The 23610-nt window shown below is 62.5% G+C and carries 18 protein-coding genes and 1 pseudogene; 11 read left to right on the plus strand and 8 right to left on the minus strand.

The genetic code is table 11. The features are described from left to right. The first annotated feature begins 18 nt into the window (after positions 1-18). On the plus strand, positions 19-429 hold the full coding sequence (rnk, locus tag ACF8Q6_RS07250; RefSeq protein ID WP_003253652.1) for a nucleoside diphosphate kinase regulator: 411 nt from the start codon (positions 19-21) through the stop codon (positions 427-429). A gap of 90 nt (positions 430-519) precedes the next feature. On the opposite strand, the gene ACF8Q6_RS07255 is transcribed toward rnk, so the two are convergent. Next, complete coding sequence (locus ACF8Q6_RS07255) at positions 520-3375, minus strand: class I adenylate cyclase (RefSeq protein WP_392490566.1); 2856 nt, start codon at positions 3373-3375, stop codon at positions 520-522. 166 nt (positions 3376-3541) lie between these two features. On the opposite strand from ACF8Q6_RS07255, the gene ACF8Q6_RS07260 reads away from it, so the two are divergent. Beyond that, on the plus strand, positions 3542-3994 hold the full coding sequence (locus ACF8Q6_RS07260) for a YaiI/YqxD family protein (RefSeq protein ID WP_392490565.1): 453 nt from the start codon (positions 3542-3544) through the stop codon (positions 3992-3994). A gap of 180 nt (positions 3995-4174) precedes the next feature. Here ACF8Q6_RS07260 and elbB read toward each other — a convergent pair whose 3' ends face one another. After that, positions 4175-4834, minus strand: a complete 660-nt coding sequence (elbB, locus tag ACF8Q6_RS07265) for an isoprenoid biosynthesis glyoxalase ElbB (RefSeq protein WP_017148021.1) — start codon at positions 4832-4834, stop codon at positions 4175-4177. A 112-nt stretch (positions 4835-4946) separates the two neighbouring features. Here elbB and ACF8Q6_RS07270 point away from each other — a divergent pair. Further along, a pseudogene (locus ACF8Q6_RS07270) lies at positions 4947-5573 on the plus strand (sterol desaturase family protein); the annotation flags it as partial. 501 nt (positions 5574-6074) lie between these two features. Here ACF8Q6_RS07270 and ACF8Q6_RS07275 read toward each other — a convergent pair. After that, complete coding sequence (locus ACF8Q6_RS07275; protein ID WP_012054060.1) at positions 6075-6719, minus strand: DedA family protein; 645 nt, start codon at positions 6717-6719, stop codon at positions 6075-6077. A 213-nt stretch (positions 6720-6932) separates the two neighbouring features. Between ACF8Q6_RS07275 and ppk1 the strand changes: the two genes are divergently transcribed. Next, positions 6933-9176, plus strand: a complete 2244-nt coding sequence (gene ppk1, locus ACF8Q6_RS07280; protein ID WP_014754802.1) for a polyphosphate kinase 1 — start codon at positions 6933-6935, stop codon at positions 9174-9176. Here the strand turns inward: ppk1 and ppx are convergent. After that, the gene (ppx, locus tag ACF8Q6_RS07285; RefSeq protein ID WP_392491247.1) at positions 9163-10665 is read right to left on the minus strand and encodes an exopolyphosphatase; all 1503 of its coding nucleotides are present in this window, start codon (positions 10663-10665) and stop codon (positions 9163-9165) included. The genes ppk1 and ppx overlap by 14 nt on opposite strands. Before the next feature lie 253 nt (positions 10666-10918). On the opposite strand from ppx, the gene trxA reads away from it, so the two are divergent. The 5 genes from trxA to ACF8Q6_RS07310 all read left to right on the plus strand — a co-directional run bounded on the left by trxA (position 10919) and on the right by ACF8Q6_RS07310 (position 16274). Then, positions 10919-11248 (plus strand): thioredoxin TrxA, encoded by a 330-nt coding sequence (trxA, locus tag ACF8Q6_RS07290; protein WP_003253660.1) that lies wholly within the window; start codon positions 10919-10921, stop codon positions 11246-11248. Between the two features lie 227 nt (positions 11249-11475). Further along, a complete protein-coding gene (gene rho, locus ACF8Q6_RS07295) occupies positions 11476-12735 on the plus strand; it encodes a transcription termination factor Rho (RefSeq protein ID WP_003253661.1) in 1260 nt (419 codons plus the stop codon). 207 nt (positions 12736-12942) lie between these two features. Continuing rightward, entirely contained in the window at positions 12943-14409 is a 1467-nt protein-coding gene (gene ubiD / locus ACF8Q6_RS07300; protein ID WP_003253663.1) for a 4-hydroxy-3-polyprenylbenzoate decarboxylase, read from the plus strand. Continuing rightward, positions 14409-15377, plus strand: coding sequence for a CDP-6-deoxy-delta-3,4-glucoseen reductase (locus tag ACF8Q6_RS07305; RefSeq protein WP_010955736.1), 969 nt, complete (start codon positions 14409-14411; stop codon positions 15375-15377). Before ubiD ends, ACF8Q6_RS07305 begins: the two co-directional genes overlap by 1 nt. Positions 15378-15623: 246 nt before the next feature. Continuing rightward, on the plus strand, positions 15624-16274 hold the full coding sequence (locus tag ACF8Q6_RS07310) for a gamma-glutamylcyclotransferase (protein WP_012054059.1): 651 nt from the start codon (positions 15624-15626) through the stop codon (positions 16272-16274). A gap of 165 nt (positions 16275-16439) precedes the next feature. On the opposite strand, the gene ACF8Q6_RS07315 is transcribed toward ACF8Q6_RS07310, so the two are convergent. Beyond that, on the minus strand, positions 16440-17417 hold the full coding sequence (locus tag ACF8Q6_RS07315) for an NADPH:quinone oxidoreductase family protein (protein ID WP_392491983.1): 978 nt from the start codon (positions 17415-17417) through the stop codon (positions 16440-16442). A 157-nt stretch (positions 17418-17574) separates the two neighbouring features. Here ACF8Q6_RS07315 and ACF8Q6_RS07320 point away from each other — a divergent pair, with 157 nt between their 5' ends. Further along, the gene (locus tag ACF8Q6_RS07320; protein ID WP_003253671.1) at positions 17575-17979 is read left to right on the plus strand and encodes a flagellar basal body-associated protein FliL; all 405 of its coding nucleotides are present in this window, start codon (positions 17575-17577) and stop codon (positions 17977-17979) included. A gap of 163 nt (positions 17980-18142) precedes the next feature. After that, positions 18143-18577 (plus strand): type II toxin-antitoxin system PemK/MazF family toxin, encoded by a 435-nt coding sequence (locus tag ACF8Q6_RS07325; protein WP_392491984.1) that lies wholly within the window; start codon positions 18143-18145, stop codon positions 18575-18577. A gap of 179 nt (positions 18578-18756) precedes the next feature. On the opposite strand, the gene ACF8Q6_RS07330 is transcribed toward ACF8Q6_RS07325, so the two are convergent. From ACF8Q6_RS07330 to ACF8Q6_RS07340, 3 genes are read right to left on the minus strand one after another with little or no spacing between them, the layout of a single operon-like run. Beyond that, positions 18757-19869 carry an ABC transporter permease gene (locus ACF8Q6_RS07330; RefSeq protein WP_392491985.1) on the minus strand — a complete coding sequence of 371 codons (1113 nt, stop codon included), beginning with the start codon at positions 19867-19869 and terminating at the stop codon, positions 18757-18759. Position 19870: 1 nt separating this feature from the next. Then, a complete protein-coding gene (gene rbbA / locus ACF8Q6_RS07335; protein ID WP_014754796.1) occupies positions 19871-22591 on the minus strand; it encodes a ribosome-associated ATPase/putative transporter RbbA in 2721 nt (906 codons plus the stop codon). Then, positions 22588-23547, minus strand: a complete 960-nt coding sequence (locus ACF8Q6_RS07340) for an HlyD family secretion protein (RefSeq protein WP_003253678.1) — start codon at positions 23545-23547, stop codon at positions 22588-22590. Before ACF8Q6_RS07340 ends, rbbA begins: the two co-directional genes overlap by 4 nt. Positions 23548-23610: the final 63 nt, after the last annotated feature.

Consider the following 23610-nt stretch of genomic DNA (forward strand, 5'->3'; position numbering starts at 1 on the left):
AAGGAGTCTGACTGGATCATGAGCACCAAGCCTTCCCTCATCCTCACCCGATTGGACGTACAACGTCTGGAGCGTCTGATCGACAGCCTCGACGAGAGTACGCCGGGTGTGCTCGCCCTGCAGGACGAGCTTGACCGCGCCGAGCAGGTGGTCGGTCACGAGGAAGTGCCGGCGGGCGTGGTGACCATGAACTCGCGGGTGCACTGCCGTGAGGAAGCCAGCGGCAAGGACTACCACCTGACACTGGTGTACCCCAAGGATGCCGGGCCGGAAGGCAAGGTCTCGATCCTGGCGCCGATTGGCTGCGCCTTGCTGGGGCTGTCGGTGGGCGAGCAGATCGACTGGCCGGCACCGGGGGGCAAGACCCTCAAGCTGAAGCTGCTGGAAGTGGAGTACCAGCCGGAGGCGGCGGGCGATTACGACCTGTAAGGGCCAGGGCGCCGTTTCGCGGCCCGTTTGCAGCGCAAGGCTGTTGCTACAGAGAGATGCACTCCTTTGTCGCCGCCTTGTGCTGCGAGTTCAGACGCCCTCCGCCAAAACCTGCTCCAACCCCTCATTCAAAGCCTGCTCCAGCACCCGCTTGTAGCTCAGGTAGGCCTGCGTTGCCCCCAGCCGGTCATCCAGCAACTCGGACAAATCCAGGTCGGTGATATAGCACCGGTACTGCGCTGTGCCACGGCGCTGACCGATGATCTGCCTGGCCACCACCGCATACAGCTGCTCACCATGTTCCAGCTCGGAAAACTCCTGCTGGTCGCAGTACAGCGTCACATGCGCCACGCCCGCTACACCCGCCTGGATAATCGCCTGTACCTCATAGTAAGGCTGGTCGCTGCTCTCGGCCGGGGCCAGGCGCGGCTCGATGTTGCGTGCCTTGCCTGGGCCGGTAGGCAGCAGCTGCGCGTAGTGGATATCCAGCGAGGCGGGTCGCAGGCTATCGAGGGGCAGGCGGGCATCGCGGCGCATTACCACCGAGCGCAGAAAACGTTGCAGTGGCAACAGCAGATGCGCTTCGTCATGCAGCGGCAGGCGTTGTTGCCACAATGCGTTGTATTCATCCAGCACATACACATCGGCCCAGCCGCCCTGCAGGCGGTAGAACACCTGAATGCAGGCTGGCCGGCCTTGCTCCAGCACCAGGCGCAGGTCGTGGTCCTGCAGCGCATTGGCATCGAGGTACAGCGGGCTGTAGGCACTGCGTTCTTCGCCCAGGTAGGCCAGCAGCCCCTCATGCTCGGCCAGGGTCGTCAGGCTGACATGCTCGGGCAACAGCTCCAGCACATGGGTGTGTTGGGCCACTTGTAGCAGGTAGCGGTGGTGGAGCCCTTGGTCCCGCAGCAGCTGCGCAGTGTCGAAAATTTCCTCTACGCGCTGGCCGATCGGCTGGGCGCGGCTTTGGCAGAAGCAGCGTACTCGCACCCTTGGCCGGTGGCCGCGCTGCGCCGGGCTGTTGAGGAAGTCGCGCAGGCAGCGCACCAGCGCGTGTTCGCCGTCATAACGCTGGACCAGCACCTCGTTCCAGCTGTTGACGGTGACCTGGTCCAGGGTCAGCACCAGGTTTTCGCGCACGCCAGCGTAGCTCAACGCGTCGGTGCGCTCTGTGGTCATCAGCACGTTCAGGTCTCGGTGGTGGCGCAGCGGGTCGACGCCGACGTTGACCAGCAACAACACCTCATCGGCAACGCTGGGCTGCAAAAGGCGCACTTCGCTGACGGTCGGCAAGGGCAGGGGGATACTTTGCCGCAGACAGCCCAGCAGGTTGAACAGTTCGAACTCACCGAGGTCGCTGGCCCCTGGATGCAGTGCCATGCGGGTGCTGCTGTCGATCACCCCGTTGCGATGGGCCCAGGTCAGCAGCTCGAGTAGCTCACGGCAGCGCTTCATCGGGCTGAAGTGCTGTACCTCATGGGTGCTCAGGTTGCCGCTGTACAGCTCCCAGTGGTAGCTGCCCGGCTCCTTGCGGTTGGGTGCCTGGACCAGCGTCAGGGTGTCTTCGGCGAGGTCAGGGGCGATGCCGGGGTTAATCACTTCGACCTTACCGGCGCGGCGCTCGAAGGCGGCGTACAGGCGCCGGCCCAGCACATTGAGGTCGCGCTGGTCGGCGCGGCTGCTGGCGTTCTGGGTGCGGGCGAACTGGCTGAGGAAGCGATAACTGAGGTTAAGCTCGGCCACCAGCTCACGCCGCTCGACGGCAATCTGCTGCACTTTCCATTGGCTGCGGCTGTCCAGCAGGGCCAACTGGCGCTGGTCCCAGCCCCACTCGTCGGTCAGGCGCTGCAGCAGCCGGCGTTGCCAGCCATGGCTGCGGCCCTGGTCGCTGAGCTTCTTGTTCACCTTCAGGTACAGGCTGCGCCGTACCAGCTCCAGGCGCGCGGGTTCGCCGCGTTGCAGCAGGTAACGTTCAATGCGCCGGTAGACCATCACGTAGGGGTCCAGCTCGTCGAGGTCAAGCTGGTTGGCAAACACTGCCTGCTTGTAATCCAGGCTCAGGCAGCGCACCGCAGGGTGTTCGCCGGCGTAGGCTTCGGTCAGCAGCAGTTTGAGCAGCGATTTGTAGGGCGAGTCGATGCCTTTGAACAATTGCCACAGGCCAGCGCCGACGAACTCACCGGGCGGAATGTGCGCCAGGTTGCCGAGGTCAAGGGCTTCCTGGCTGCGGATAAAGCGCTTGGACAGCAACGTCTGGGTGTAGCTGTAATAGTTGTGCTCCTCGTACACCGGGACCAGCCACCACAGCGGCGTACGCCCGGCCAGCCACAGGGTGGTGCGGTAGAACTCGTCCAGCAGCAGGTAGTGCTGGGTGGTGCCGCAGTCGTCGGAGCCGAGCTGGCCATCGCGCTGACCCTGTGCGAAGCCCTGTGTGTCGATCAGGAAAAAGTGTGCTTCGGCGCCCAGGCTTGCCGCCCAGGCCTCCAGCAGCTGGCACTTGCGGCGCAGCTCACCCAGCAGCTGTTCGGGCAAACCGGGTGCATGGCACACCCACAGGTCCATGTCGCTGTGCTCGGCCTGCGCCAGCGAGCCCAGGCTGCCCATCAGGAACAGGCCGTGGATCGGGCGTGGCGGGTTGCCATGCTGGGCCTTGTAAGTGAACGAGCGGGCCAGGCGTTGGGCATCTGCCACCAGCTCGGCGCTTGGCTCGTAAGCTGATACGCCCGCAGGGGTGCTGCCGGAGACGTAACCCGGCAATAGCGGGTGGTTCACGTGAAACAGCAGCGGCAGCAACGACAGTACCTGTTGCTGGCGCGTTGACAGGCCTTCCTTTGCCCGCTGCAGTCGGCCCTGGTTGAGATGCAGGAAGCGCGCACGCAATGTCGCCAGGACCTTGCGGTCGATGCCTTCGTCCAGGTCAGGGCGGATTTCGTGAGGGTGGTTCATTGCGCGCTCGGGCAGGCCATTGAAGCTGTGGCGAGTTTAGCCTGAGTGGCGGGGTCGGATAAGCGGTAATTGAAATTCTGGCGCCATTTTTCCAGCGCTGGCCTGCTCCAGCTTTCGCTGCGCTTCAGGCATGATGGGCGCATTGAGTTCATGTAGAGAGTCTCCAATGCGTGTATGGATCGATGCCGACGCCTGCCCCAAGGCGGCCAAGGATCTGATCGTCAAGTTCGCCCTCAAGCGCAAGTTCGAGGTGGTGATGGTGGCGGGGCAGGCGGTGGCCAAGCCAGCGTTCGCGATCGTGCGTCTGATCGTGGTGCCCAGCGGCATGGATGCGGCCGACGATTACATTGTGGAGCACGCCTTGCCTGGCGAGCTGGTGATCTGCAGTGACGTGCCGCTGGCCGACCGTCTGGTGAAAAAGGGCGTGGCCGCACTGGACCCGCGTGGGCGTGAGTTCGACGAGCGCAACATGGGCGACCGTTTGGCGGCACGCAACCTGTTCACCGAGCTGCGTGAGCAGGGTCAGGTGGGGGGCGGGCAGGCGGCCTATGGCGAACGCGAGAAACAGGCGTTTGCCAATGCACTGGACCGGATCATTGCCCGGCTCTCGAAAGGCTGACAGATTCCTGTAGGCGACAGCCCAGGCTGGCGCGGTGGATGGCACCGGCTCTGCCGGTGTTCGCGGGTAAACCCGCTCCTACAGGCGATCGCGCAGTTGCCCCACAGGTACCGCGTGACCTTGAAGCCTGCGCTGGACCTGTGGGAGCGGGCATGCCCGCGAAGAAGCCGACGCAGTAAGTTACTCGTGCGTCAGCTCCAGCACTCGGTCCACCAGCTTGTAGATCCCGCCCGCCGCCTCGCTGATCGACTTGGCCTCCATGTACGCCGGGGTCGTCACGAGCTTGCGCTGGGTGTCTTCGACAATATCGTGTACATCGCATTCTTCATGGGTGCCACCCATCTTTTCGACAGCCGCCGCAGTGCCGGCATCGCTCCCGATGGTGCAGACCACGCCCGGTCCATAGATCTTCGCCGCCAGCGCCGGCGAGATGCAGATCAGGCCAACGGGTTTGCAGGCGTCGGCAAAGGCTTCGGCCAAAGCCAGCACGTCTGGGTTCACGCTGCAATTGGCGCCTTCCACGGCAAAGTTCGAGAGGTTTTTTGCTGCCCCGAAACCACCCGGCACGATCAGCGCATCGAAGTCTTCGGCCTTGGCCTCACGGATATCCTTGACCTCGCCGCGGGCGATGCGCGCCGACTCCACCAGCACATTGCGCGATTCGGGCATTTCTTCGCCGGTCAGATGGTTGATTACATGCATCTGTGCGATGTTCGGCGCGAAGCACTGCACCTGCGCACCGCGCTGGTCGAGGCGCAGCAGCGTGATCACGCTTTCGTGGATTTCGGCGCCGTCATACACGCCACAGCCGGAAAGAATCACCGCTACTTTTTTTGTCATGCTCATTACTCCAGTGTCGAGGCGCTAAATGTCCTCTAGTTTGGCAGATGTCGCCATAGGGATTCCTGCGGGGGCGGCCTAATCTTGGTGGATAACGCCTGAGGTCGCGCCCATGGACCTGATACTGCTGGCCGTACCATTCTTTTTTGTGCTGATAGCCGTAGAGCTGCTCGCCGACCGCGTGCGCGGCCAGCACAATTTCACCCTGGCCGACTCGATCAACAGCCTGAGTACCGGCGCACTGTCGACCAGTACCGGCCTGCTGACCAAAGGCGTAGGGCTGGTCACCTATGCTCTGGTCTTCGAGCACCTGGCGCTGTTGCAATTGCCGGTGCAGGCAGGGTGGGTCTGGTTGCTGGCCTTCGTCCTGTACGACTTCTGTTACTACTGGCTGCACCGCCTGGGGCATGAGCGCAACGTGCTGTGGGCTGCGCACTCGGTGCATCACCAGAGCGAGGAGTACAACCTCACCACGGCGCTGCGTCAGACCAGTAGCGGATTCCTCTTCTCGTGGTTGTTCTACCTGCCGCTGGCGCTGCTGGGTGTGCCGCCACTGGTGTTCATCACCGTCGCCTCGCTCAACCTGCTGTATCAGTTCTGGGTGCATACCCGGCATATCCCTAAACTTGGCTGGCTGGAGTGGGTGTTGATCACGCCGTCCAATCATCGCGTCCACCATGCGCAAAATCCTGCTTACTTGGATCGCAATTACGGTGGTGTGTTCATTCTCTGGGACCGTCTGTTCGGCACGTTCAAGGAGGAGGACCCGGCCGAGCCGGTGGTGTTCGGGGTGACCACGCCGCTGGCCAGCTGGAACCCGCTATGGGCCAACCTGCAGTTCTATGCCCAGCTCTGGCACGACGCCCGGCGCACCACCAGCCTGTGGGACAAGCTGCGTATCTGGTTCATGCCTACCGGCTGGCGCCCGGCCGATGTGGCCGCACGCTACCCACAGGCCAAACAGGACCTGGCGCTGTTTCGCAAGTTCGAGATTGCCCTGGGGCGCGGGCAGCAAGCCTATGTGGCGGCGCAGTTCGTGGTTTATGTGGCCTTGGGCAGCTACCTGATGGACGTGGCCGACCGCGTGTCGGCCGCCGCGCTGGTGCTCGGCTGGTCACTGATGGCGTTTGGTTTGTTCGTGCTGGGCGCGTTGCTGGAGAACCGGCCCTGGTCTGCACGCCTGGAGTTGGCGCGGTTGTGTCTGAATGCGCCGGCATTGTACCTGGCCGGCGCCTTGGGCTTAGCGGTGGTCGCGCCGCTGGCCTGGCTTCTGCTCGTGGCTTACAGCCTGCTCAGCCTCTGGGGGCTGGGCCTGGCTCGCCGCCCTGCGCTCCGCGCGCAGAGTACGGAAGCGCCGGCGCAGCCACAGCAGGCCACCCAGCGCCACCAGGCCGCCAAGCACCCATAGCTCGTAACGTTTGACGTTGCCCAGCAAGCCTTCGAGGATGGCGCCGAAGTGGTAGGCGGCGGCGCCCAGGGCCACTGCCCAGATGCCCGCGCCAATCCCGTTCAGCAGCAGGTAGCGGCGTGGCGGGTAACCCGACAGGCCGATGGCCACCGGCATGACCGTGCGCAAACCATAGACAAAGCGGAAGCTCAGCACCCAGATATCGGGGTGGCGGCGGATATGGTCCAGCGCCCGGTCACCCATTGCCTGCCAGCGCGGCTTGCGCGCCAGGATCCTGCGCCCGTGGCGTCGGCCCATGAAGTACCACAACTGGTCGCCCGCGTAGCTGCCGAAGAAGGCCACCAGGCATACCAGATTGATATCCATGTAACCGCGGAACGCAAGGAATCCCGCAAGCACCAGAATGGTCTCGCCTTCAAAGAAGGTGCCTAGAAAAAGGGCGAAGTAGCCGAAATCCTGCAGGAATTGTTGAAGCATTTTCTGAGGTGCTGGCGAAATGAACGCGCAGCCTACCCCTTCGCGCGCGTTCGTGAAAGTGTCCAAATGTGTCTCGACGTGAACATTTCCAGCGCAGACAATGCCAGAGGCCACTTGCCACGGCTTGCCCATGTGTGTAACACGGGCGTCATAATGAGCGCTTATCTTGCCGCTCAATAGATGATAGGGCGTTAACGTCCTCAGGAACGCCAGATGAATAATGAAGTGCTAAGCCCTGTCGCGATCAAGGATGCTCAGGAGCTTCCAGAAGAGATGCTGCAGACCCCGCCAGACCTGCCTCCGGTGGCCGAGCCTGTAGCGGAACAGGTGGTCGAACCTGTGGCTCCGGTGCCCGCGCCGTCCCCGGCCATCGCCGTCCCTGGTCTGGACGACAGCAGCCTGTACATTCATCGCGAACTCTCGCAACTGCAATTCAATATCCGGGTGCTGGAGCAGGCACTGGACGAGAACTACCCGCTGCTGGAACGGCTCAAGTTCCTGTTGATCTTCTCCAGCAACCTCGACGAGTTCTTTGAGATTCGCGTCGCCGGCCTGAAGAAGCAGATCAACTTCGCCCGTGAACAGGCCGGCGCCGATGGCCTGCAGCCGCACCAGGCGCTGGCGCGTATCAGCGAACTGGTGCACATCGAGGTAGAGCGCCAGTACGCGATCCTTAACGACGTGCTGCTGCCAGAGCTGGAAAAGCACCAGATCCGCTTCATCCGCCGCCGCTACTGGACACCCAAGCTCAAGACCTGGGTGCGCCGCTACTTCCGCGACGAAATTGCCCCGATCATTACCCCGATTGGCCTCGACCCGACTCACCCGTTCCCGCTGCTGGTGAACAAGAGCCTCAACTTCATCGTTGAGCTCGAGGGGGTGGACGCCTTTGGTCGCGACTCGGGCCTGGCGATCATTCCGGCGCCACGCCTGCTGCCGCGGGTTATTCGCGTGCCGGAAGAGGTGGGCGGCCCAGGTGCAAACTACGTGTTCCTGTCGTCGATGATCCACGCGCACGCCGACGACCTGTTCCAGGGCATGAAGGTGAAGGGCTGCTACCAGTTCCGTCTGACGCGCAACGCCGACCTGGCGCTGGACTCTGAAGAGGTCGATGACCTGGCCCGAGCGCTGCGCGGCGAGCTGTTCTCGCGCCGCTACGGTGACGCCGTGCGCCTGGAAGTGGCCGACACCTGCCCGAAACACCTGTCGGACTACCTGTTGAAGCAGTTCAGCCTCAGCGAAAGTGAGCTGTACCAGGTCAATGGCCCGGTCAACCTCACCCGCCTGTTCAGCATCACCGGCCTGGACAGCCACCCGGAGCTGCAATACACACCGTTCACCCCGGCGATCCCCAAGCTGCTGGCGAACGCTGACAACATTTTCAGTGTGATCAGCAAGCAGGACATCCTGCTGATGCACCCGTTCGAGTCCTTCACGCCAGTGGTCGACCTGCTGCGCCAGGCCGCCAAGGACCCGCACGTGCTCGCCGTGCGCCAGACCCTGTATCGCTCGGGGGCTAACTCGGAAATCGTCGACGCCCTGGTGGACGCAGCGCGTAACGGCAAGGAGGTCACTGCGGTGATCGAGTTGCGTGCGCGCTTTGACGAAGAGTCCAACCTGCAGATGGCCAGCCGCCTGCAAGCAGCCGGTGCGGTAGTGATCTACGGTGTGGTCGGCTTCAAGACCCACGCCAAGATGATGCTGATTCTGCGCCGCGAGCAGGGCGAGATCGTGCGTTATGCGCACCTGGGTACCGGTAACTACCACGCCGGCAACGCTCGCCTGTACACCGATTACAGCCTGCTGACTTCTGACGATGCGCTCACCGAAGACGTCGGCAAGCTGTTCAGCCAGCTGATCGGCATGGGCAAGACCTTGCGCATGAAGAAGCTGCTGCATGCGCCGTTCACCCTGAAAAAGGGCATGCTCGACATGATCGCGCGGGAAACCCAGTTTGCCCTTGAAGGCAAGCCGGCGCACATCATCGCCAAGTTCAACTCGCTGACCGACGCCAAAGTCATCAAGGCGCTGTACAAGGCCAGCCAGTCGGGCGTGAAAATCGACTTGGTGGTGCGTGGCATGTGCTGCCTGCGCCCGGGCATTCCGGGGGTTTCGCACAACATCCAGGTGCGCTCGATCATTGGCCGCTTCCTCGAGCACACGCGGGTGTTCTACTTCCTCAATGGCGGCGAAGAGCAGATCTACCTGTCCAGCGCCGACTGGATGGAGCGCAACCTCGACAAGCGTGTCGAGACCTGCTTCCCGGTGGAAGGCAAGAAACTGTTGCTGCGGGTGAAGAAGGAGCTGGAAGGCTACCTGACCGACAATACCCACGCCTGGACCTTGCAGCCGGACGGGCGCTACGTGCGCAGCACCCCGACCGGCAACCAGAACCCGCGCAGCGTTCAGGCGACTCTGCTGGAGCGCCTGAGCAACCCGGTCCTCAACGTACGCTGAGGACGAAGCCGACCCGGGCCAGCCACTCCGCCTCGTTGGCGAAGTCGGCCTGGGTCAGCTGGTTCTGCTCCAGCCAACCGTCAGGGAAGGCTACATCCAGGCTGTTGTCTCCACCGTGCAGTTCTACCTTTGGCATTTGCTGAGTGCCGCGGATGTGGTGGAACAGGATGGCAAAGCGCAGCAGCACGCACAGGCGCAGCAGCTTGACCCCTTCGTCACCCAGTTCGGCGTAACGGTCCTTGGGGATGTTGCGGCGGTGGCCGCGTACCAGCAGGGCCATCATCTGCTGATCTTCCCGGGAAAAGCCTGCCAGGTCCGAGTGCTCGATCAGATAAGCGCCGTGCTTGTGGTAGTGATAATGGGCAATGTCCAGCCCGATTTCGTGCACTTTCGCGGCCCAGCCCAGTAGATCGCGCCAGTTTCCGTCTTTCAGGTCCCAAGCGTCGGCTACCTGGTCGAATGCGTGCAACGCCTTGCGCTCGACGCGCGCAGCCTGGCCCTGGTCCACGTGATAGCGCTCCATCAGCGAGTTCAGGGTGCGTTCGCGCACGTCTTCGTGGTGGTGGCGGCCAAGCAGATCGAACAGCACACCTTCGCGCAGGGCGCCGTCGCAGTGGTCCATGCGGTTCAGTTCAAGGGCATCGAAGATCGCTTCGAGAATCGCCAAGCCAGCCGGGAAGATAGTGCGGCGGTCTGGCTTGACGCCGTCGAAGTCGATCTTGTCGACTTCACCCAGCTTGAACAGCTTGCGTTTGACCCAGGCGAGGCCTTCGGCGTTGACCTCGCCATTGCCCAGGCCGCCGGCCTTGATGGCAGCGCCGATGGCGCGAATAGTGCCGGATGAGCCGATGGCCTCATCCCAGGTCAGGCGGTGCAGGGCATTTTCGATGCTCATCAGTTCCAGGCGCGCGGCCGTGTAGGCCTGGGCATAGCGGGCGGGGGTGATCTTGCCGTCGCGGAAGTAACGCTGGGTAAAGCTCACGCAACCCATCTGCAGGCTTTCACGCAGCAGCGGCTCGAAGCGCTGGCCGATGATGAACTCGGTACTGCCGCCGCCGATGTCGGCCACCAGGCGCTTGCCGGGGGTGTCGGCCAGGGTGTGCGACACGCCCAGGTAGATCAGGCGCGCCTCTTCACGGCCAGAGATGACCTCCACCGGGTGGCCGAGGATGGCTTCGGCGCGCTGGATGAATTCGTTACGGTTGCGCGCTTCGCGCAAGGCGTTGGTACCGACGATACGCACGGAGCCTGCCGGCATGCCGTTGATCAGCTGGGAAAAGCGCTTGAGGCAATCCAGGCCCCTTTCCATTGCCTCTTCACTGAGCATGCGCTCTTCGTCGATGCCGGCGGCCAGTTGAACCTTCTCGCCGAGCCGCTCAAGGATGCGGATTTCGGTATGGTGGGCCTTGGCCACGACCATGTGAAAACTGTTGGAGCCAAGGTCGATGGCGGCGATCAGGGACAGGTTCTTCGCGATGGTATGCGGCATGATCTGGTTGTTCTCGGTCGTTAACCTGGCAATCGTGCCACGATAGCAGGCTATCGCCAACGCGTGACACTCAGCCGTTGTACTGGCCTTGATGCAAGGCAATGTGCCATTCGATTCTATGACGGCCATATGACAGTTTCGATTCGCGGCGTCTTGCGCAACTATAGTTACACTCAATCGTCCGTGGCTTCCTGTCCGGCGTAGGTGCGGCTATCATGGGCCACGTTTTTTGCTTACGACCCTGGAGATATCCATGAGCAGCGATCTGATCAAACATGTCACCGACGCCTCCTTCGAAGCCGATGTCCTGAAGGCCGAAGGCGCGGTACTGGTCGACTACTGGGCTGAATGGTGCGGTCCATGCAAGATGATCGCGCCGGTTCTGGACGACATCGCTTCCACCTACGAGGGCAAACTGACCGTCGCCAAGCTGAACATCGACGAGAACCAGGAAACCCCGGCCAAGCACGGTGTGCGTGGTATCCCGACGCTGATGCTGTTCAAGAACGGCAACGTCGAAGCCACCAAGGTTGGTGCACTGTCCAAATCGCAGCTGGCCGCATTCCTCGACGCCCACCTGTGATGTGAAAAGGCCCCGCAAATGCGGGGCTTTTCTTTTTCAGAGCACTAGACGCAGAAAAAAGCAAGTGTTACATTCGGCCTCGCACTGCTTTTCCAGTGCCCTCTACATGCCGTCGCCGAAGCATCCCTAATTCGAATCAGTACGCGATCCTGTCGCCATCCAGCGGCGCGGCCTCATTAAGCCAGAAGCTTAATTCTCCCTTCTTACATGATTACGTCATTCCCCTTATGAACCTGACTGAACTCAAGCAAAAGCCGATTACCGATCTTTTGGAAATGGCCGAACAGATGGGCATCGAAAACATGGCCCGTTCGCGCAAACAGGACGTGATTTTCGCCCTGCTGAAGAAGCATGCGAAAAGCGGCGAAGAGATCTCGGGTGACGGCGTGCTGGAGATTCTCCAGGATGGTTTCGGTTTCCTGCGTTCGGCTGATGCGTCCTACCTGGCCGGCCCAGACGACATCTATGTCTCGCCCAGCCAGATCCGCCGTTTCAACCTGCGTACCGGCGACACCATCGTCGGCAAGATCCGCCCACCGAAGGAAGGGGAGCGTTACTTCGCCCTGCTGAAGGTCGATACCATCAACTTCGACCGCCCGGAAAACGCGAAGAACAAGATCCTGTTCGAAAACCTGACGCCGCTGTTCCCGAACAAGCGCCTGAAGATGGAGGCCGGTAACGGCTCCACCGAGGACTTGACCGGTCGCGTCATCGACCTGTGCGCCCCGATCGGCAAAGGCCAGCGCGGCCTGATCGTTGCCCCGCCGAAAGCCGGTAAGACGATCATGCTGCAAAACATTGCGGCCAACATCACCCGTAACAACCCTGAGTGCCACCTGATCGTCCTGCTGATCGACGAGCGCCCGGAAGAAGTGACCGAAATGCAGCGCACCGTGCGTGGCGAAGTGGTTGCTTCCACTTTCGACGAGCCGCCAACCCGCCACGTGCAGGTTGCCGAGATGGTGATCGAGAAGGCCAAGCGCCTGGTCGAGCACAAGAAAGATGTGGTTATCCTGCTGGACTCGATCACTCGACTGGCACGTGCCTACAACACCGTGATCCCGAGCTCCGGCAAGGTGCTGACCGGTGGTGTCGACGCCCACGCCCTCGAGAAGCCCAAGCGCTTCTTCGGTGCTGCGCGTAACATCGAGGAAGGCGGTTCGCTGACCATTATCGCCACCGCGCTGGTTGAAACCGGCTCGAAGATGGACGAAGTGATCTACGAAGAGTTCAAGGGCACCGGCAACATGGAGCTGCCGCTGGACCGTCGCATCGCCGAGAAGCGTGTGTTCCCGGCCATCAACATCAACCGCTCCGGTACCCGCCGCGAAGAGTTGCTGACCGCTGACGACGAGCTGCAGCGTATGTGGATTCTGCGCAAGCTGCTGCACCCGATGGACGAAATCGCCGCCATCGAGTTCCTGGTCGACAAGCTCAAGCAGACCAAGACCAACGATGAGTTCTTCCTGTCGATGAAGCGCAAGTAAGCGAGCGTTTCAGACTGGATTGATTGGGGCCGCCTTGCGGCCCTTCGCGGGCAAGCCCGCTCCTGCACAGGTCATTGCGGCCCTTGTAGGAGCGGGCTTGCCCGCGAAGGGATGCAAAGCGGCCCCAATGCATTTTCACCCCCAAACAAGGCCCGAACGGCGCTACACTCTGCACCCCGACCGATACGGCCAACACGAGGCTCCTGCATGCAGTATCGCGACTTGCGCGACTTCATCCGTGGCCTGGAACAGCGCGGCGAGCTCAAGCGCATCCAGGTACCGATCTCCCCCGTCCTGGAAATGACCGAGGTCTGCGACCGCACCCTGCGCGCCAAGGGCCCGGCATTGTTGTTCGAAAAGCCCACCGGCTTCGACATCCCAGTGCTCGGCAACCTGTTCGGTACTCCGGAGCGGGTGGCCATGGGCATGGGCGCCGAGTCGGTCAGCGAACTGCGGGAAATCGGCAAGCTGCTGGCCTTCCTCAAGGAGCCCGAGCCGCCCAAGGGCCTGAAGGACGCCTGGTCGAAGCTGCCGATCTTCAAGAAGGTCGTGTCGATGGCGCCAAAAGTGGTCAAGGACGCGGTGTGCCAGGAAGTGGTGGTCGAGGGTGACGATGTCGACCTTGGCACGCTGCCGATTCAGCACTGCTGGCCTGGCGACGTGGCGCCGCTGATTACCTGGGGCCTCACCGTGACCCGTGGCCCGAACAAGGACCGCCAGAACCTGGGTATCTACCGCCAGCAGGTGATCGGCCGCAACAAGGTGATCATGCGCTGGCTCAGCCACCGTGGCGGCGCCCTCGACTACCGAGAGTGGTGCGAGAAGAACCCCGGCCAGCCGTTTCCGGTCGCCGTGGCCCTGGGCGCTGACCCAGCGACCATTCTCGGCGCGGTGACCCCGGTCCCGGACACCCTTTCCGAGTACGCCTTCGCCGGCCTGCTGCGAGGCAATCGCACCGAACTGGTCAAGTGCCGTGGCAGCAACCTGCAGGTACCGGCAACCGCCGAGATCATTCTGGAAGGGGTGATCCACCCAGGCGAAATGGCCCCGGAAGGCCCTTACGGCGATCACACGGGCTACTACAACGAAGTGGACAGTTTCCCGGTGTTCACCGTTGAGCGCATCACCCACCGGCAAAAACCGATCTACCACAGCACCTACACCGGCCGGCCGCCAGATGAGCCGGCCATTCTCGGCGTGGCGCTGAACGAAGTGTTCGTGCCGATCCTGCAGAAGCAGTTCCCGGAAATCACCGACTTCTACCTGCCGCCGGAAGGCTGCTCGTACCGGATGGCGGTGGTGACCATGAAGAAACAGTACCCCGGCCACGCCAAGCGCGTAATGCTGGGTGTGTGGTCGTTCCTGCGACAGTTCATGTACACCAAGTTCGTTATTGTCACCGATGACGATATCAACGCTCGTGACTGGAACGATGTGATCTGGGCCATTACCACGCGCATGGACCCCAAGCGTGATACGGTAATGATTGACAATACCCCGATCGACTACCTGGACTTTGCGTCACCGGTGTCGGGGCTGGGTTCGAAGATGGGCCTGGACGCTACGCACAAGTGGCCGGGCGAGACTACACGCGAATGGGGCCGGGTCATCGTCAAGGATGAGGCCGTCACCCGCCGTATCGATGAGCTGTGGGATCAGTTGGGAATAGATTGATGCAGGTAACGTTGCAGCCGTCCGGGGCGGTGCTGGCGCTTGAACCCGGGGAGCGGATCCTGGATGGAGCACGGCGGCTGGGCTATGACTGCCCAAACAGCTGCCGCAATGGCAATTGCCATGTTTGCGCCGCGTTGTTGGTTGAAGGACGGGTTCGCCAGGATGGCGAAGTCCGCGACCATGGCGAGTTGTTCACCTGCATTGCCGAACCGCTGGAGGACTGCGTGTTGCTCTGGGACGGTGTGCTTGCCTTGGGCGAGCTGCCAGTGCGCAAGCTGGCGTGCAGCGTCAGTGAGTGCGTCGACGTCGGCGGCGACGTCTGGCGGGTGCGCCTGCGTGCGCCTGCCGGTAAGCCTCTGCGTTATCACGCGGGGCAATACCTGATGATCGAACGTGAGGGCGGCAAGCAGGCAGCCTTCTCGCTGGCGTCCGCGCCACATGCCGGGCGTGAACTGGAGCTGCACGTGCTGGCGCGTGAGCCCAGTGCGGTGCAACTGATCGACCAGCTAAGGCGAGATGGCCTGGCGCGCATCGAAATGCCGTTTGGCGACACCCACCTGGCCGAGCTGCCCGACGGGCCGCTGGTGCTGATTGCCGCCGGCACCGGCATGGGCCAGATGCACAGCCTGGTCGAGCACTGCCGGGCTCAGGGCTTCAAGCACCCGGTACACCTGTACTGGGGGGTGCGCCGGCCTGAGGATTTCTATCAGATCGAGCACTGGGACGAATGGCAGCGTCTGCCTAACCTGTTCCTGCATCAAGTGGTCAGCGACCTGTGTGGCTGGGAAGGCCGCTGCGGCATGCTGCATGAAGCGGTCTGCGAAGACATTGCCGACCTCAATAGCGTGCATGTGTATGCCAGCGGCTCACCGAACATGATCTATGCCACGCTCGACGCCCTGGTCGAAGCCGGTATGGATGCGCACCGCATGCGTGCCGATGTGTTTGCCTACGCGCCGCGCGGTTAATAACCGAAGTTTGAAAGAGTCAGTATAAGGCGGTAATTGTTACCGCCTTGGCCAATAACTTTCACCGCTGCTGAAACAGTACTTCCCAGTCGTCGGAGCCGTGTATGAAACGCGTGCTCAAGGGCTTGAGTATTCCTGCAATTCTGGCCTATGGTTACTGCAAGCGCCCTTGGTAAAGCGGCCTGGGGCCGCAGCGTAATCGAATCTCGCTACATCCGTAGTTCACAGGAATAATGGCGGCAGCTTATGTCGGCACTTGAAAGTATGTCTTGGGAAGTTTCATACCCTCCGGCACTTGATTTCGGTCAGCAACATACTCGCGAACAGTTGTTCAGTTCCATGAAAACAACCATGTCCAGGCATCAGGGTGGGCCGGTGTGGCTGTTTGCCTATGGTTCGTTGATCTGGCGCCCGGAGTGCAATTCGGTGGAGCGCCAGCGCGCGCGGGTACATGGTTATCACCGTGGCTTGTACCTGTGGTCGCATGAACATCGCGGTACCCCGGAAACGCCCGGGCTGGTGTTTGGCCTGGACCGCGGTGGCTCCTGCAGCGGCTTTGCCTACCGGCTGGATGAACGCAACCTGGACGACTCACTGATGGCCCTGTGGCAACGCGAGATGCCCTATCCGGCATACCGGCCGCACTGGCTCAACTGCCGCCTGGGCGATGGTAGCAAGGTGCAGGCCTTGGGCTTTGTACTGGAGCGGCATCTGCCGTGCTATGCCGGCAACTTGCCGGATACGTTGCTCAGCCAGATCCTGGCCAGTGCCAAGGGGCGGTATGGCACCACGCGTGACTATGTCGAGCAGACCTTGAATGCACTGCGCAGTCACCAGATGCCCGATCGCAACCTGGAAGCGCGATTCAGGCGTTGCCACAATCTGCGCGAAGTGTGAGCAACCTGTTCCGGCCTCTTCGCGGGTAATCCCTGTAGGCGCGGGTTTACCCGCGAATACGGTGGTGGCGACAACGGTGAACGGCGGGTGGAATTGGCCGGCAGGCCCGGCCCTTTCGCGGGTAAACCCGCTGCTACAAGCGAACGCGCAGAGGCCGGTACTGCCTTACCTGGCCAGCACCACCAACTTACCCACCGCCTGCCGTTGCCCCAGCTTCTCGATAGCAGCCCCGGCTTCTGCCAGTGGATAAGTCTGCGACACCAGCGGCTTCAACTTGCCCTCGGCATGCCAGGCAAACAGCTGGTGGAAGTTGGCCGCGTTGTCCTCCGGCTGGCGCTGGGCAAATGCCCCCCAGAACACGCCCAGTACCGCCGCGCCCTTGAGCAGCACCAGGTTGGCCGCCAGCTGTGGAATGCTGCCACTGGCAAAACCCACCACCAGCAGCCTGCCATTCCAGGCCAACCCGCGCACCGCTTGTTCGAACAGCTCGCCACCGACCGGGTCATAGATCACGTCCACGCCCCGGCCGCCGGTCAGGCGTTTGATTTCTTCGCGCAGGTTGGCCTGGCTGTAGTCGATCAGCTCATCCGCCCCGGCAGCCTTGGCCACGGCCAGTTTTTCGGCACTGCTGGCCGCCGCGATCACCCGCGCGCCCATGGCCTTGCCGATCTCCACCGCCGCCAGGCCCACCCCGCCGGAAGCGCCCAGTACTAGCAGGGTCTCACCTGCTTGCAACTGGCCCCGCTGGCGCAGGGCGTGCATCGAGGTGCCGTAGGTCATGCCGAAGGCCGCAGCGGTGGTGAAGTCCATGCTCGCCGGGATCGGCAGAACGTTATAGAACGGCACCGCCACTTGCTCGGCGAACGCACCCCAGCCGGTGAGCGCCATGACCCGGTCGCCGACCTTGAACGCGCCGGCCTTTTCGCCGACGGCGGCCACCACGCCTGCTGCCTCGCCACCTGGAGAGAACGGCAGCGGTGGCTGGAACTGGTACTTGCCTTCGATGATCAAGGTGTCGGGGAAGTTGACCCCGGCAGCCTGCACGTCCAGCAGGATCTCGTTCTTCTTTGGCAGTGGGCTGGCCACCTCTTCCAGCACCAGGTTGCGCGCCGGACCCAGGGTTTTGCACAACACAGCTTTCATCGGGGCTATTCCTTTGCGGGTAGTGGCCGATAAGTGTAGGAGGGCCGCTTGGCAGGTCAACGAGCATGGCCCGCCCTGATGGGCCGGCATAAGCCCGGGCTTGGGTTTGAGCGGTGTGCTGGGTAAGCTGGCGCCAACTGTATTGAGGAGCGAATTCGTGAAAGCGTGGATCTTGATGGTGCTGGCGCTGCTGTTGCCGGCTGCGGCCATGGCCGAGGAAGCCAAGGAAGGGGTGCCCAAGGTCGCCTACATCAGTCTGAGCCCGCCCTTCGTTGGCAACTATGCGCTCGACGGCAGCCCGCGGCTGCGCGTGTACAAGGCTGACGTGGCCCTGCGCGTGACGGGCGACGAAGCGGCCAAGACGGTGAAGCACCACGAACCGCTGATCCGTAACCAGCTGGTGGCACTGTTCACCCAGCAGACGGTGGACAGCATGAGCAACGTCGAGGCCAAGGAGCATCTTCGCCAAGAGGCGCTGAAACAGGTGCAGCAGGTGCTGGAGGCGGAAGAGGGCAAGCCGATCGTTGAAGACTTGCTGTTCAACAACCTGATCGTGCAGTGACCTGAAACAGGGTGAGGTCCATCACTGGTAAGTCGGATTGAATTCAGGCTTACCCCGTGTGTAGGACCCTTCTGTCTTTCCTGTAAGCCCGCCAGTTTTCAGTTTTTGGGGGCATGGCCAAGCTAGATTGTGCCTTGTCTTCAGTTGCTCGAGAGTGTTGGCAATGGCTTTGAAGTACCAGCCGAAAGAGGCGACTGTACTGATGTGCGACTTTTCAGGCTTTCAAGTGCCTGAAATGATCAAGGTGCGTCCCGTGGTCGTTCTTCGCAAGCACAGTCAAAATCGCCAGTTAGTGACGATAGTCCCGTTGAGTACCACTGCACCGGATCACATGGCAGGGCATCACGTTGTGCTGCCGAGTTATCTGCCGGGTTCGGCCCTGACATGCTGGGCCAAGTGCGACATGATCTACACGGTGGCTACCTCCAGATTGGACAGATGTCGGGTCAAATCGCGGCAAGGAAGAGGTCGGGAATACATGACCTTTACAATGCGGCCAGAGCATTTCGCCGCCGTGAGGGCTGCAGTTGGCTTTACGCTGGGTTTCACACATCCAGCAACAGAGCGGTCTGTTGTCAATGTTACGCTCGAGGCGTGATAATCAGCCTGTTCCCGCAAGGGGCTTGTAAGACTCTGAGGATCCTGGTTCGACCAGCAATTACAGAGCCGGGCAGGTATATGGCGATGACAAGTCGACCTGTCTGTGAGTAGGGCGCCGAAAGGCGCCCTTTGTCTTTGTGCCAGTTTTCCAATTTCGGCGGACGCTCGCGCATGCCTTCAAGACGCCAGGCTCCGACGAAACCGTACCAGCGCCACGCTGAAGAACACTAGGCCGATCAGGCCCAGCGCCAGGATATCCGGCCATACCACCGCCCACCCGGCATCCCTGAACAGGATTGCGGCACTCAGGCTGACAAAGTGCGTTGAGGGTGACCCTTGCATCACCCACTGCAGCCACTGCGGCATGCTGTCCAGAGGTGTGCTGCCGCCGGACAGCAACAGCATCGGGATGATCACCGGGATCGCCAGCAGGCCGAACTGCGGCGTCGAGCGCGCCAGGGTGGCGAGGAAAATGCCCAGCGATGTACTGGCGAACAGGTACAGCGCGGTCACGGCCAAAAACAGCCCCATCGAGCCAGACAACGGCACGCCCAGTGCACCTTTGACGACTACCACCAACGAAATCCAGGTGCAGATCACCACCACCAGCGCATTGCTGCCGATCTTGGCCAGCATGATCTCCAGCGCGGTCAGCGGCAGCACCAGCAGGTGGTCGAGGGTGCCATGCTCACGCTCGCGCAGCAGCGCGGTACCGGTGAGGATGATCGCCAGGATGGTGATGTTGTTGACGATCTGGATCACGGCTAGAAACCAGCCCCCCTCCAGGTTGGGGTTGAACAGCGCCTTGGGGTTGATCAGCACCGGGCTTTGCTCGTTACCACGCTGGCTGTAGTCGAGCAGCTCGCGCTCGAAGATGCGGCCGATGTAGCCGGCGCCCATGAACGCTTGGCTCATGGCTGTAGCATCGACATTGATCTGCAGCTCCGGCGAGCGCCCGGCCAGCAGGTCGCTCTGGAGGTTCACCGGTATGTTGATGACGAAGGTGTACTGGCCGCTGTCCATGGCCTGGTCCAGGCGCTGCGGAGGCAGCGGCACGGCTGGCTGGAACTCGGGCGGTTGCAGGGCTTCGCTAAGCTTGCGCGAGAGCAGGCTATGGTCTTCATCCACCACCGCCACGCTGGCGTTGTGTACACCGATCACCGAGCCGGCTGCCGGCATGTAGATCGCCACGCTGAAGGCATATAGCAGGAACAGCAGCAGGACGCTGTCATGGCGCAGGCTGGTCAGTTCTTTCAGGCCCAGGCGCAGGGTGTGGTTCAGGCGCGACATGTCAGGCCTCCTGCTTTTTCAGCATTGCCAGGCTCAGGCCGGTGAACGCGGCAAAGAAGCTCAGCAGGATCAGGCACTGCGGCCACAACTCGCGCAGGCCTAACGCCTTGGTGAAGGTGCCGACTGCGATGTCGAGGAAGTAGCCCGCCGGGAACAACTGGCCCATTACCGCTGCCGCACCGTCTAGCGACGAGCGTGGCACGATCAGCCCGGAAAACTGGATGGTCGGCAGGCTGGTAATGATCATGGTGCCGAGAATGGCGGCGATCTGGGTGCGGGTGAATGCCGAAATCAGCAGGCCCAGGCTGGTGGTTGCCAGCAGGTAGGCCACGCCGCCACATGCCAAAGCCAGTACGCTGCCCTTGAGCGGTACGGCGAACAGCCAGCGGTTCATCGCCACCAGCAGCGCCAGGTTGACCAGGCTCACAGCCAGGTAGGGCATCTGCTTGCCAAGCAGGAATTCCAGGCGGGTGAGGGGTGTGGCGTAGAAGTTGGTGATGGAGCCGAGCTCCTTCTCGCGCACGATGCCCAGTGCCGTGAGCATGGCCGGAATGAAGGCCAGTATCAGTGCCATCACACCCGGGCCGATGGCGTTCACGCTGACCACATCCTGGTTGTAGCGGAAACGCGTTTCCAGGCGCACCGGGTCCTGGCGTGGCTGCGGTTGTGGGCTGGCCTTTGCCAGTTGCTCCAGGTTGGCCTGGTGCACGGCTTCCACGTAGTTGCGGCTGGTTTCGGCGCGGAACGGCATGCCACCGTCGAGCCAGGCAGCCACCACCGGCTGGCGTCCTGCGTACAGGTCGCGACCAAAGCCGGGCGGAATTTCCAGTGCCAGTTTGATTTCCGAGCGTTGCAGGCGCTGGTGCAGCTCGCTGCTGTCGCGGATCGGCGCCTGTTCGGCGAAGTAGCGTGAGCCACGGAAGGCTTCGAGGTAGGCACGACTTTGCGGGCTCTGGTCCTGATCGTGCACGGCGAAGGCGAGGTTTTCCACATCCAGTGAAATGCCGTAGCCGAAGATCACCATCATGAACAGTGCACCCAGTAAGGCGAAGGCCAGGCGCACCTTGTCGCGCAGCAGCTCCTTGCCCTCACGGCCGGCCACTGCCAGCAGGCGGCGCAGGCTGAAGCCCTGGCGCAGCGGTAGGGTGGGGGTGGACGCCTGTTCCAGCACGCTGCTGTCGGTGGCGGCTGGGGCCAGTTCCTGGGCCTGTTCCAGGCAGCGGACGAACGCGTCTTCCAGCGTGTCGCCCTGGTACTGGTGCTGCAGGGCATCGGGCGTGTCGCAGGCCAGCACCCGCCCGGCGTGCATCAGCGAAATACGATCGCAGCGCTGGGCTTCGTTCATGAAGTGGGTGGAGAGGAAAATGGTCACGCCCTGCTCGCGGGACAGCTCTACCAGCAGGCGCCAGAAGTCGTCGCGGGCGGCCGGGTCGACGCCGGAGGTCGGTTCGTCGAGGATCAAGACTTCCGGGCGATGCAGAACCGCCACTGCCAGCGACAGGCGCTGGCGCAAACCAAGGGGCAGGGCGCCAGACGGTTGGTCGGCGATAGCGGCGAGGTCGAAGCGCTCGATCAGCTCATCGATGCGCTGGGCGCTCTCGGCTTTGGGCAAGTCGAACAGGCGGGCATGCAGGGCCAGGTTCTGCCGGGTGCTGAGCTCGCCATACAGAGAGAAACTCTGCGACATGAAGCCGACCCGCTTGCGTGTGGCCAGGTCGCTGGCGTCCACCGGGCGCCCCAGCAGGCTGGCGCTGCCCTCGCTGGCCGGCATCAGGCCGGTGAGCACTTTCATGGTGGTGGTCTTGCCGCAACCGTTGGAACCCAGGAAGCCGAAGATCTCCCCGCGGCCAATGGCGAAACTGACCTTGTTCACCGCTGTGAAGTCGCCGAAGCGCAGGGTCAGGTCGTGTGCCTCAATGGCGACCGGGCCGTCCGTGGCTTGGCGCGGCGGGATTGCCAGTGGTTGATGCTGCGCCTTGCCCGCGCCCTGGTAGTGGGTAAAGGCATCATCCAGTTTGCCGCTCGGGGTGACTGCAGCCAGTTCGTGGCTGGGGCCGGCGGCCAGCAGCCGGCCGCCATCGAGCATCAGGCAATGCTCGAACTGTTCGGCTTCTTCCATGTAGGCGGTAGCCACCAGCAAGGTCAGTTGCGGGCGTTGTGCGCGAACCTGTTCAACCAGCTCCCAGAAGCGCCGCCGCGACAGCGGGTCGACGCCGGTGGTCGGCTCGTCCAGGATAAGCAGGTCTGGCTCGTGGATCAGTGCGCAGCAAAGGCCCAGCTTCTGCTTCATGCCACCCGACAGCTTGCCGGCCGGGCGCTGGGCAAAGCGCTGCAGGTCGGTGGCCTGCAACAGATTGGCCATACGCTGTTCACACTCGCGGCGGCCCAACCCGAACAGGGTGGCAAAAAAACGGATGTTCTCGCTGATCGACAGTTCCGGGTACAGGTTGTTGCCCAGCCCTTGCGGCATGAATGCCACTTTGGGGTAGAGCGCCGTGCGATGGCGGCGTTGGCGGATCGAGCCACCCAGCACCTGCAGTTCTCCCTGCTGTAGGCGTTTCACGCCGGCGATCAGCCCCAGCAGGGTCGATTTGCCCGCCCCGTCAGGGCCTATCAGCGCGCAGCGGGTACCCACAGGGAGGCTGAAGCCTAGTGGGTGGAGGGCTATCACGTCGCCGTAACGGTGGCTGATGCCTTCGGCCAGCAGTGCCGGGGCGTTCATTGCAGGTTGGCCGGCCAGTCCACCTCAGCCGTGCGTACATAGCCGGCGCCTGGCATGCCTGGTTTGGCTTGCGGCACGGCGCCTGGGTCGCTCAGGCGCAGTTTGACCCGGAACACCAGCTTTTGCCGTTCGTCGCGGGTTTCCACCTGTTTGGGGGTGAACTGGGCCTTGGCTGCGACAAAGGCCACCTTGGCCGGCAGCGCGCGCTCGGGCAGGGCGTCGAGCACGATGCGCGCCTGATCGCCTACGGTCAGCCGGCCGCTGGTAGAGGCCGGGAGGTACAGGTTCATGTACTGGTCGCTGGGGTCGATCAGCATCAGCACACGGCCGCCGGCACCCAGCACTTCACCGGGTTCAGCCAGGCGCAGCTGGATGATGCCGTTGATGGGCGCACGCAGGCTGCTGTCGTCGATTTCACTGGTGAGCTGCGCCACTTGGGCTTCGGCGGCGCCAATGGCGGCCTTGATCGCTGCCAGTTGGGCGCGGGCAGCGACTACTGCTGCGTTGGCCGTGTCAAAGCGCGCCTGCTGTTGGTCGAGCAACTGCTGGCTGGCGAACTTGCGCTGGAAGATTTCGCGTACGCGCTTGAGCTCCTGGCTGGCCAACAGCAGTTCACTCTGGCGCAGTTGCACGGTGGCCTGGGCGGCGGCGTAGTTTTCCCGGGCGCGCAGCACTTCGGCTTCGGCCTGGCTGCGCTGGGCTTCCATGGTGCGTGTGTCGATGCGTGCCAGTAGCTGGCCACGGGTCACGTTGTCGCCTTCATCGACCAGTACTTCGGCCAGGCGACCGGGGATCTTGCTGGCGATCTGCACTTCGGTGGCTTCAAGGCGGCCGTTGCCCATGCTCAGGCCTTCGGGCAACTGGTCGTGAAGCGACTTCCAGTACCCCAGCCCGCCGGCCGCAGCGAGCAGTGCGATCAGTGCAGTGGCGAAGATTCTAGGGGCGTATCGGTTCATCGTTCTGCATCCTTGCGGTCATGCACAGTACATCATGCCTGGCGGCCATATGTGGCGTGTTGA

The sequence above is a fragment of the Pseudomonas sp. GLN_2 genome, from assembly GCF_043106005.1.
GTDB lineage: Bacteria > Pseudomonadota > Gammaproteobacteria > Pseudomonadales > Pseudomonadaceae > Aquipseudomonas > Aquipseudomonas alloputida.

What these genes read in the sequence shown, in the direction of transcription:
- rnk (WP_003253652.1), top strand. Translation starts at nt 19, where the DNA reads ATGAGCACCAAGCCTTCCCTCATCCTCACCCGATTGGACGTACAACGT.
- ACF8Q6_RS07255 (WP_392490566.1), bottom strand. Translation starts at nt 3,375, where the DNA reads ATGAACCACCCTCACGAAATCCGCCCTGACCTGGACGAAGGCATCGAC.
- ACF8Q6_RS07260 (WP_392490565.1), top strand. Translation starts at nt 3,542, where the DNA reads ATGCGTGTATGGATCGATGCCGACGCCTGCCCCAAGGCGGCCAAGGAT.
- elbB (WP_017148021.1), bottom strand. Translation starts at nt 4,834, where the DNA reads ATGACAAAAAAAGTAGCGGTGATTCTTTCCGGCTGTGGCGTGTATGAC.
- ACF8Q6_RS07275 (WP_012054060.1), bottom strand. Translation starts at nt 6,719, where the DNA reads ATGCTTCAACAATTCCTGCAGGATTTCGGCTACTTCGCCCTTTTTCTA.
- ppk1 (WP_014754802.1), top strand. Translation starts at nt 6,933, where the DNA reads ATGAATAATGAAGTGCTAAGCCCTGTCGCGATCAAGGATGCTCAGGAG.
- ppx (WP_392491247.1), bottom strand. Translation starts at nt 10,665, where the DNA reads ATGCCGCATACCATCGCGAAGAACCTGTCCCTGATCGCCGCCATCGAC.
- trxA (WP_003253660.1), top strand. Translation starts at nt 10,919, where the DNA reads ATGAGCAGCGATCTGATCAAACATGTCACCGACGCCTCCTTCGAAGCC.
- rho (WP_003253661.1), top strand. Translation starts at nt 11,476, where the DNA reads ATGAACCTGACTGAACTCAAGCAAAAGCCGATTACCGATCTTTTGGAA.
- ubiD (WP_003253663.1), top strand. Translation starts at nt 12,943, where the DNA reads ATGCAGTATCGCGACTTGCGCGACTTCATCCGTGGCCTGGAACAGCGC.
- ACF8Q6_RS07305 (WP_010955736.1), top strand. Translation starts at nt 14,409, where the DNA reads ATGCAGGTAACGTTGCAGCCGTCCGGGGCGGTGCTGGCGCTTGAACCC.
- ACF8Q6_RS07310 (WP_012054059.1), top strand. Translation starts at nt 15,624, where the DNA reads ATGTCGGCACTTGAAAGTATGTCTTGGGAAGTTTCATACCCTCCGGCA.
- ACF8Q6_RS07315 (WP_392491983.1), bottom strand. Translation starts at nt 17,417, where the DNA reads ATGAAAGCTGTGTTGTGCAAAACCCTGGGTCCGGCGCGCAACCTGGTG.
- ACF8Q6_RS07325 (WP_392491984.1), top strand. Translation starts at nt 18,143, where the DNA reads ATGGCTTTGAAGTACCAGCCGAAAGAGGCGACTGTACTGATGTGCGAC.
- ACF8Q6_RS07330 (WP_392491985.1), bottom strand. Translation starts at nt 19,869, where the DNA reads ATGTCGCGCCTGAACCACACCCTGCGCCTGGGCCTGAAAGAACTGACC.
- rbbA (WP_014754796.1), bottom strand. Translation starts at nt 22,591, where the DNA reads ATGAACGCCCCGGCACTGCTGGCCGAAGGCATCAGCCACCGTTACGGC.
- ACF8Q6_RS07340 (WP_003253678.1), bottom strand. Translation starts at nt 23,547, where the DNA reads ATGAACCGATACGCCCCTAGAATCTTCGCCACTGCACTGATCGCACTG.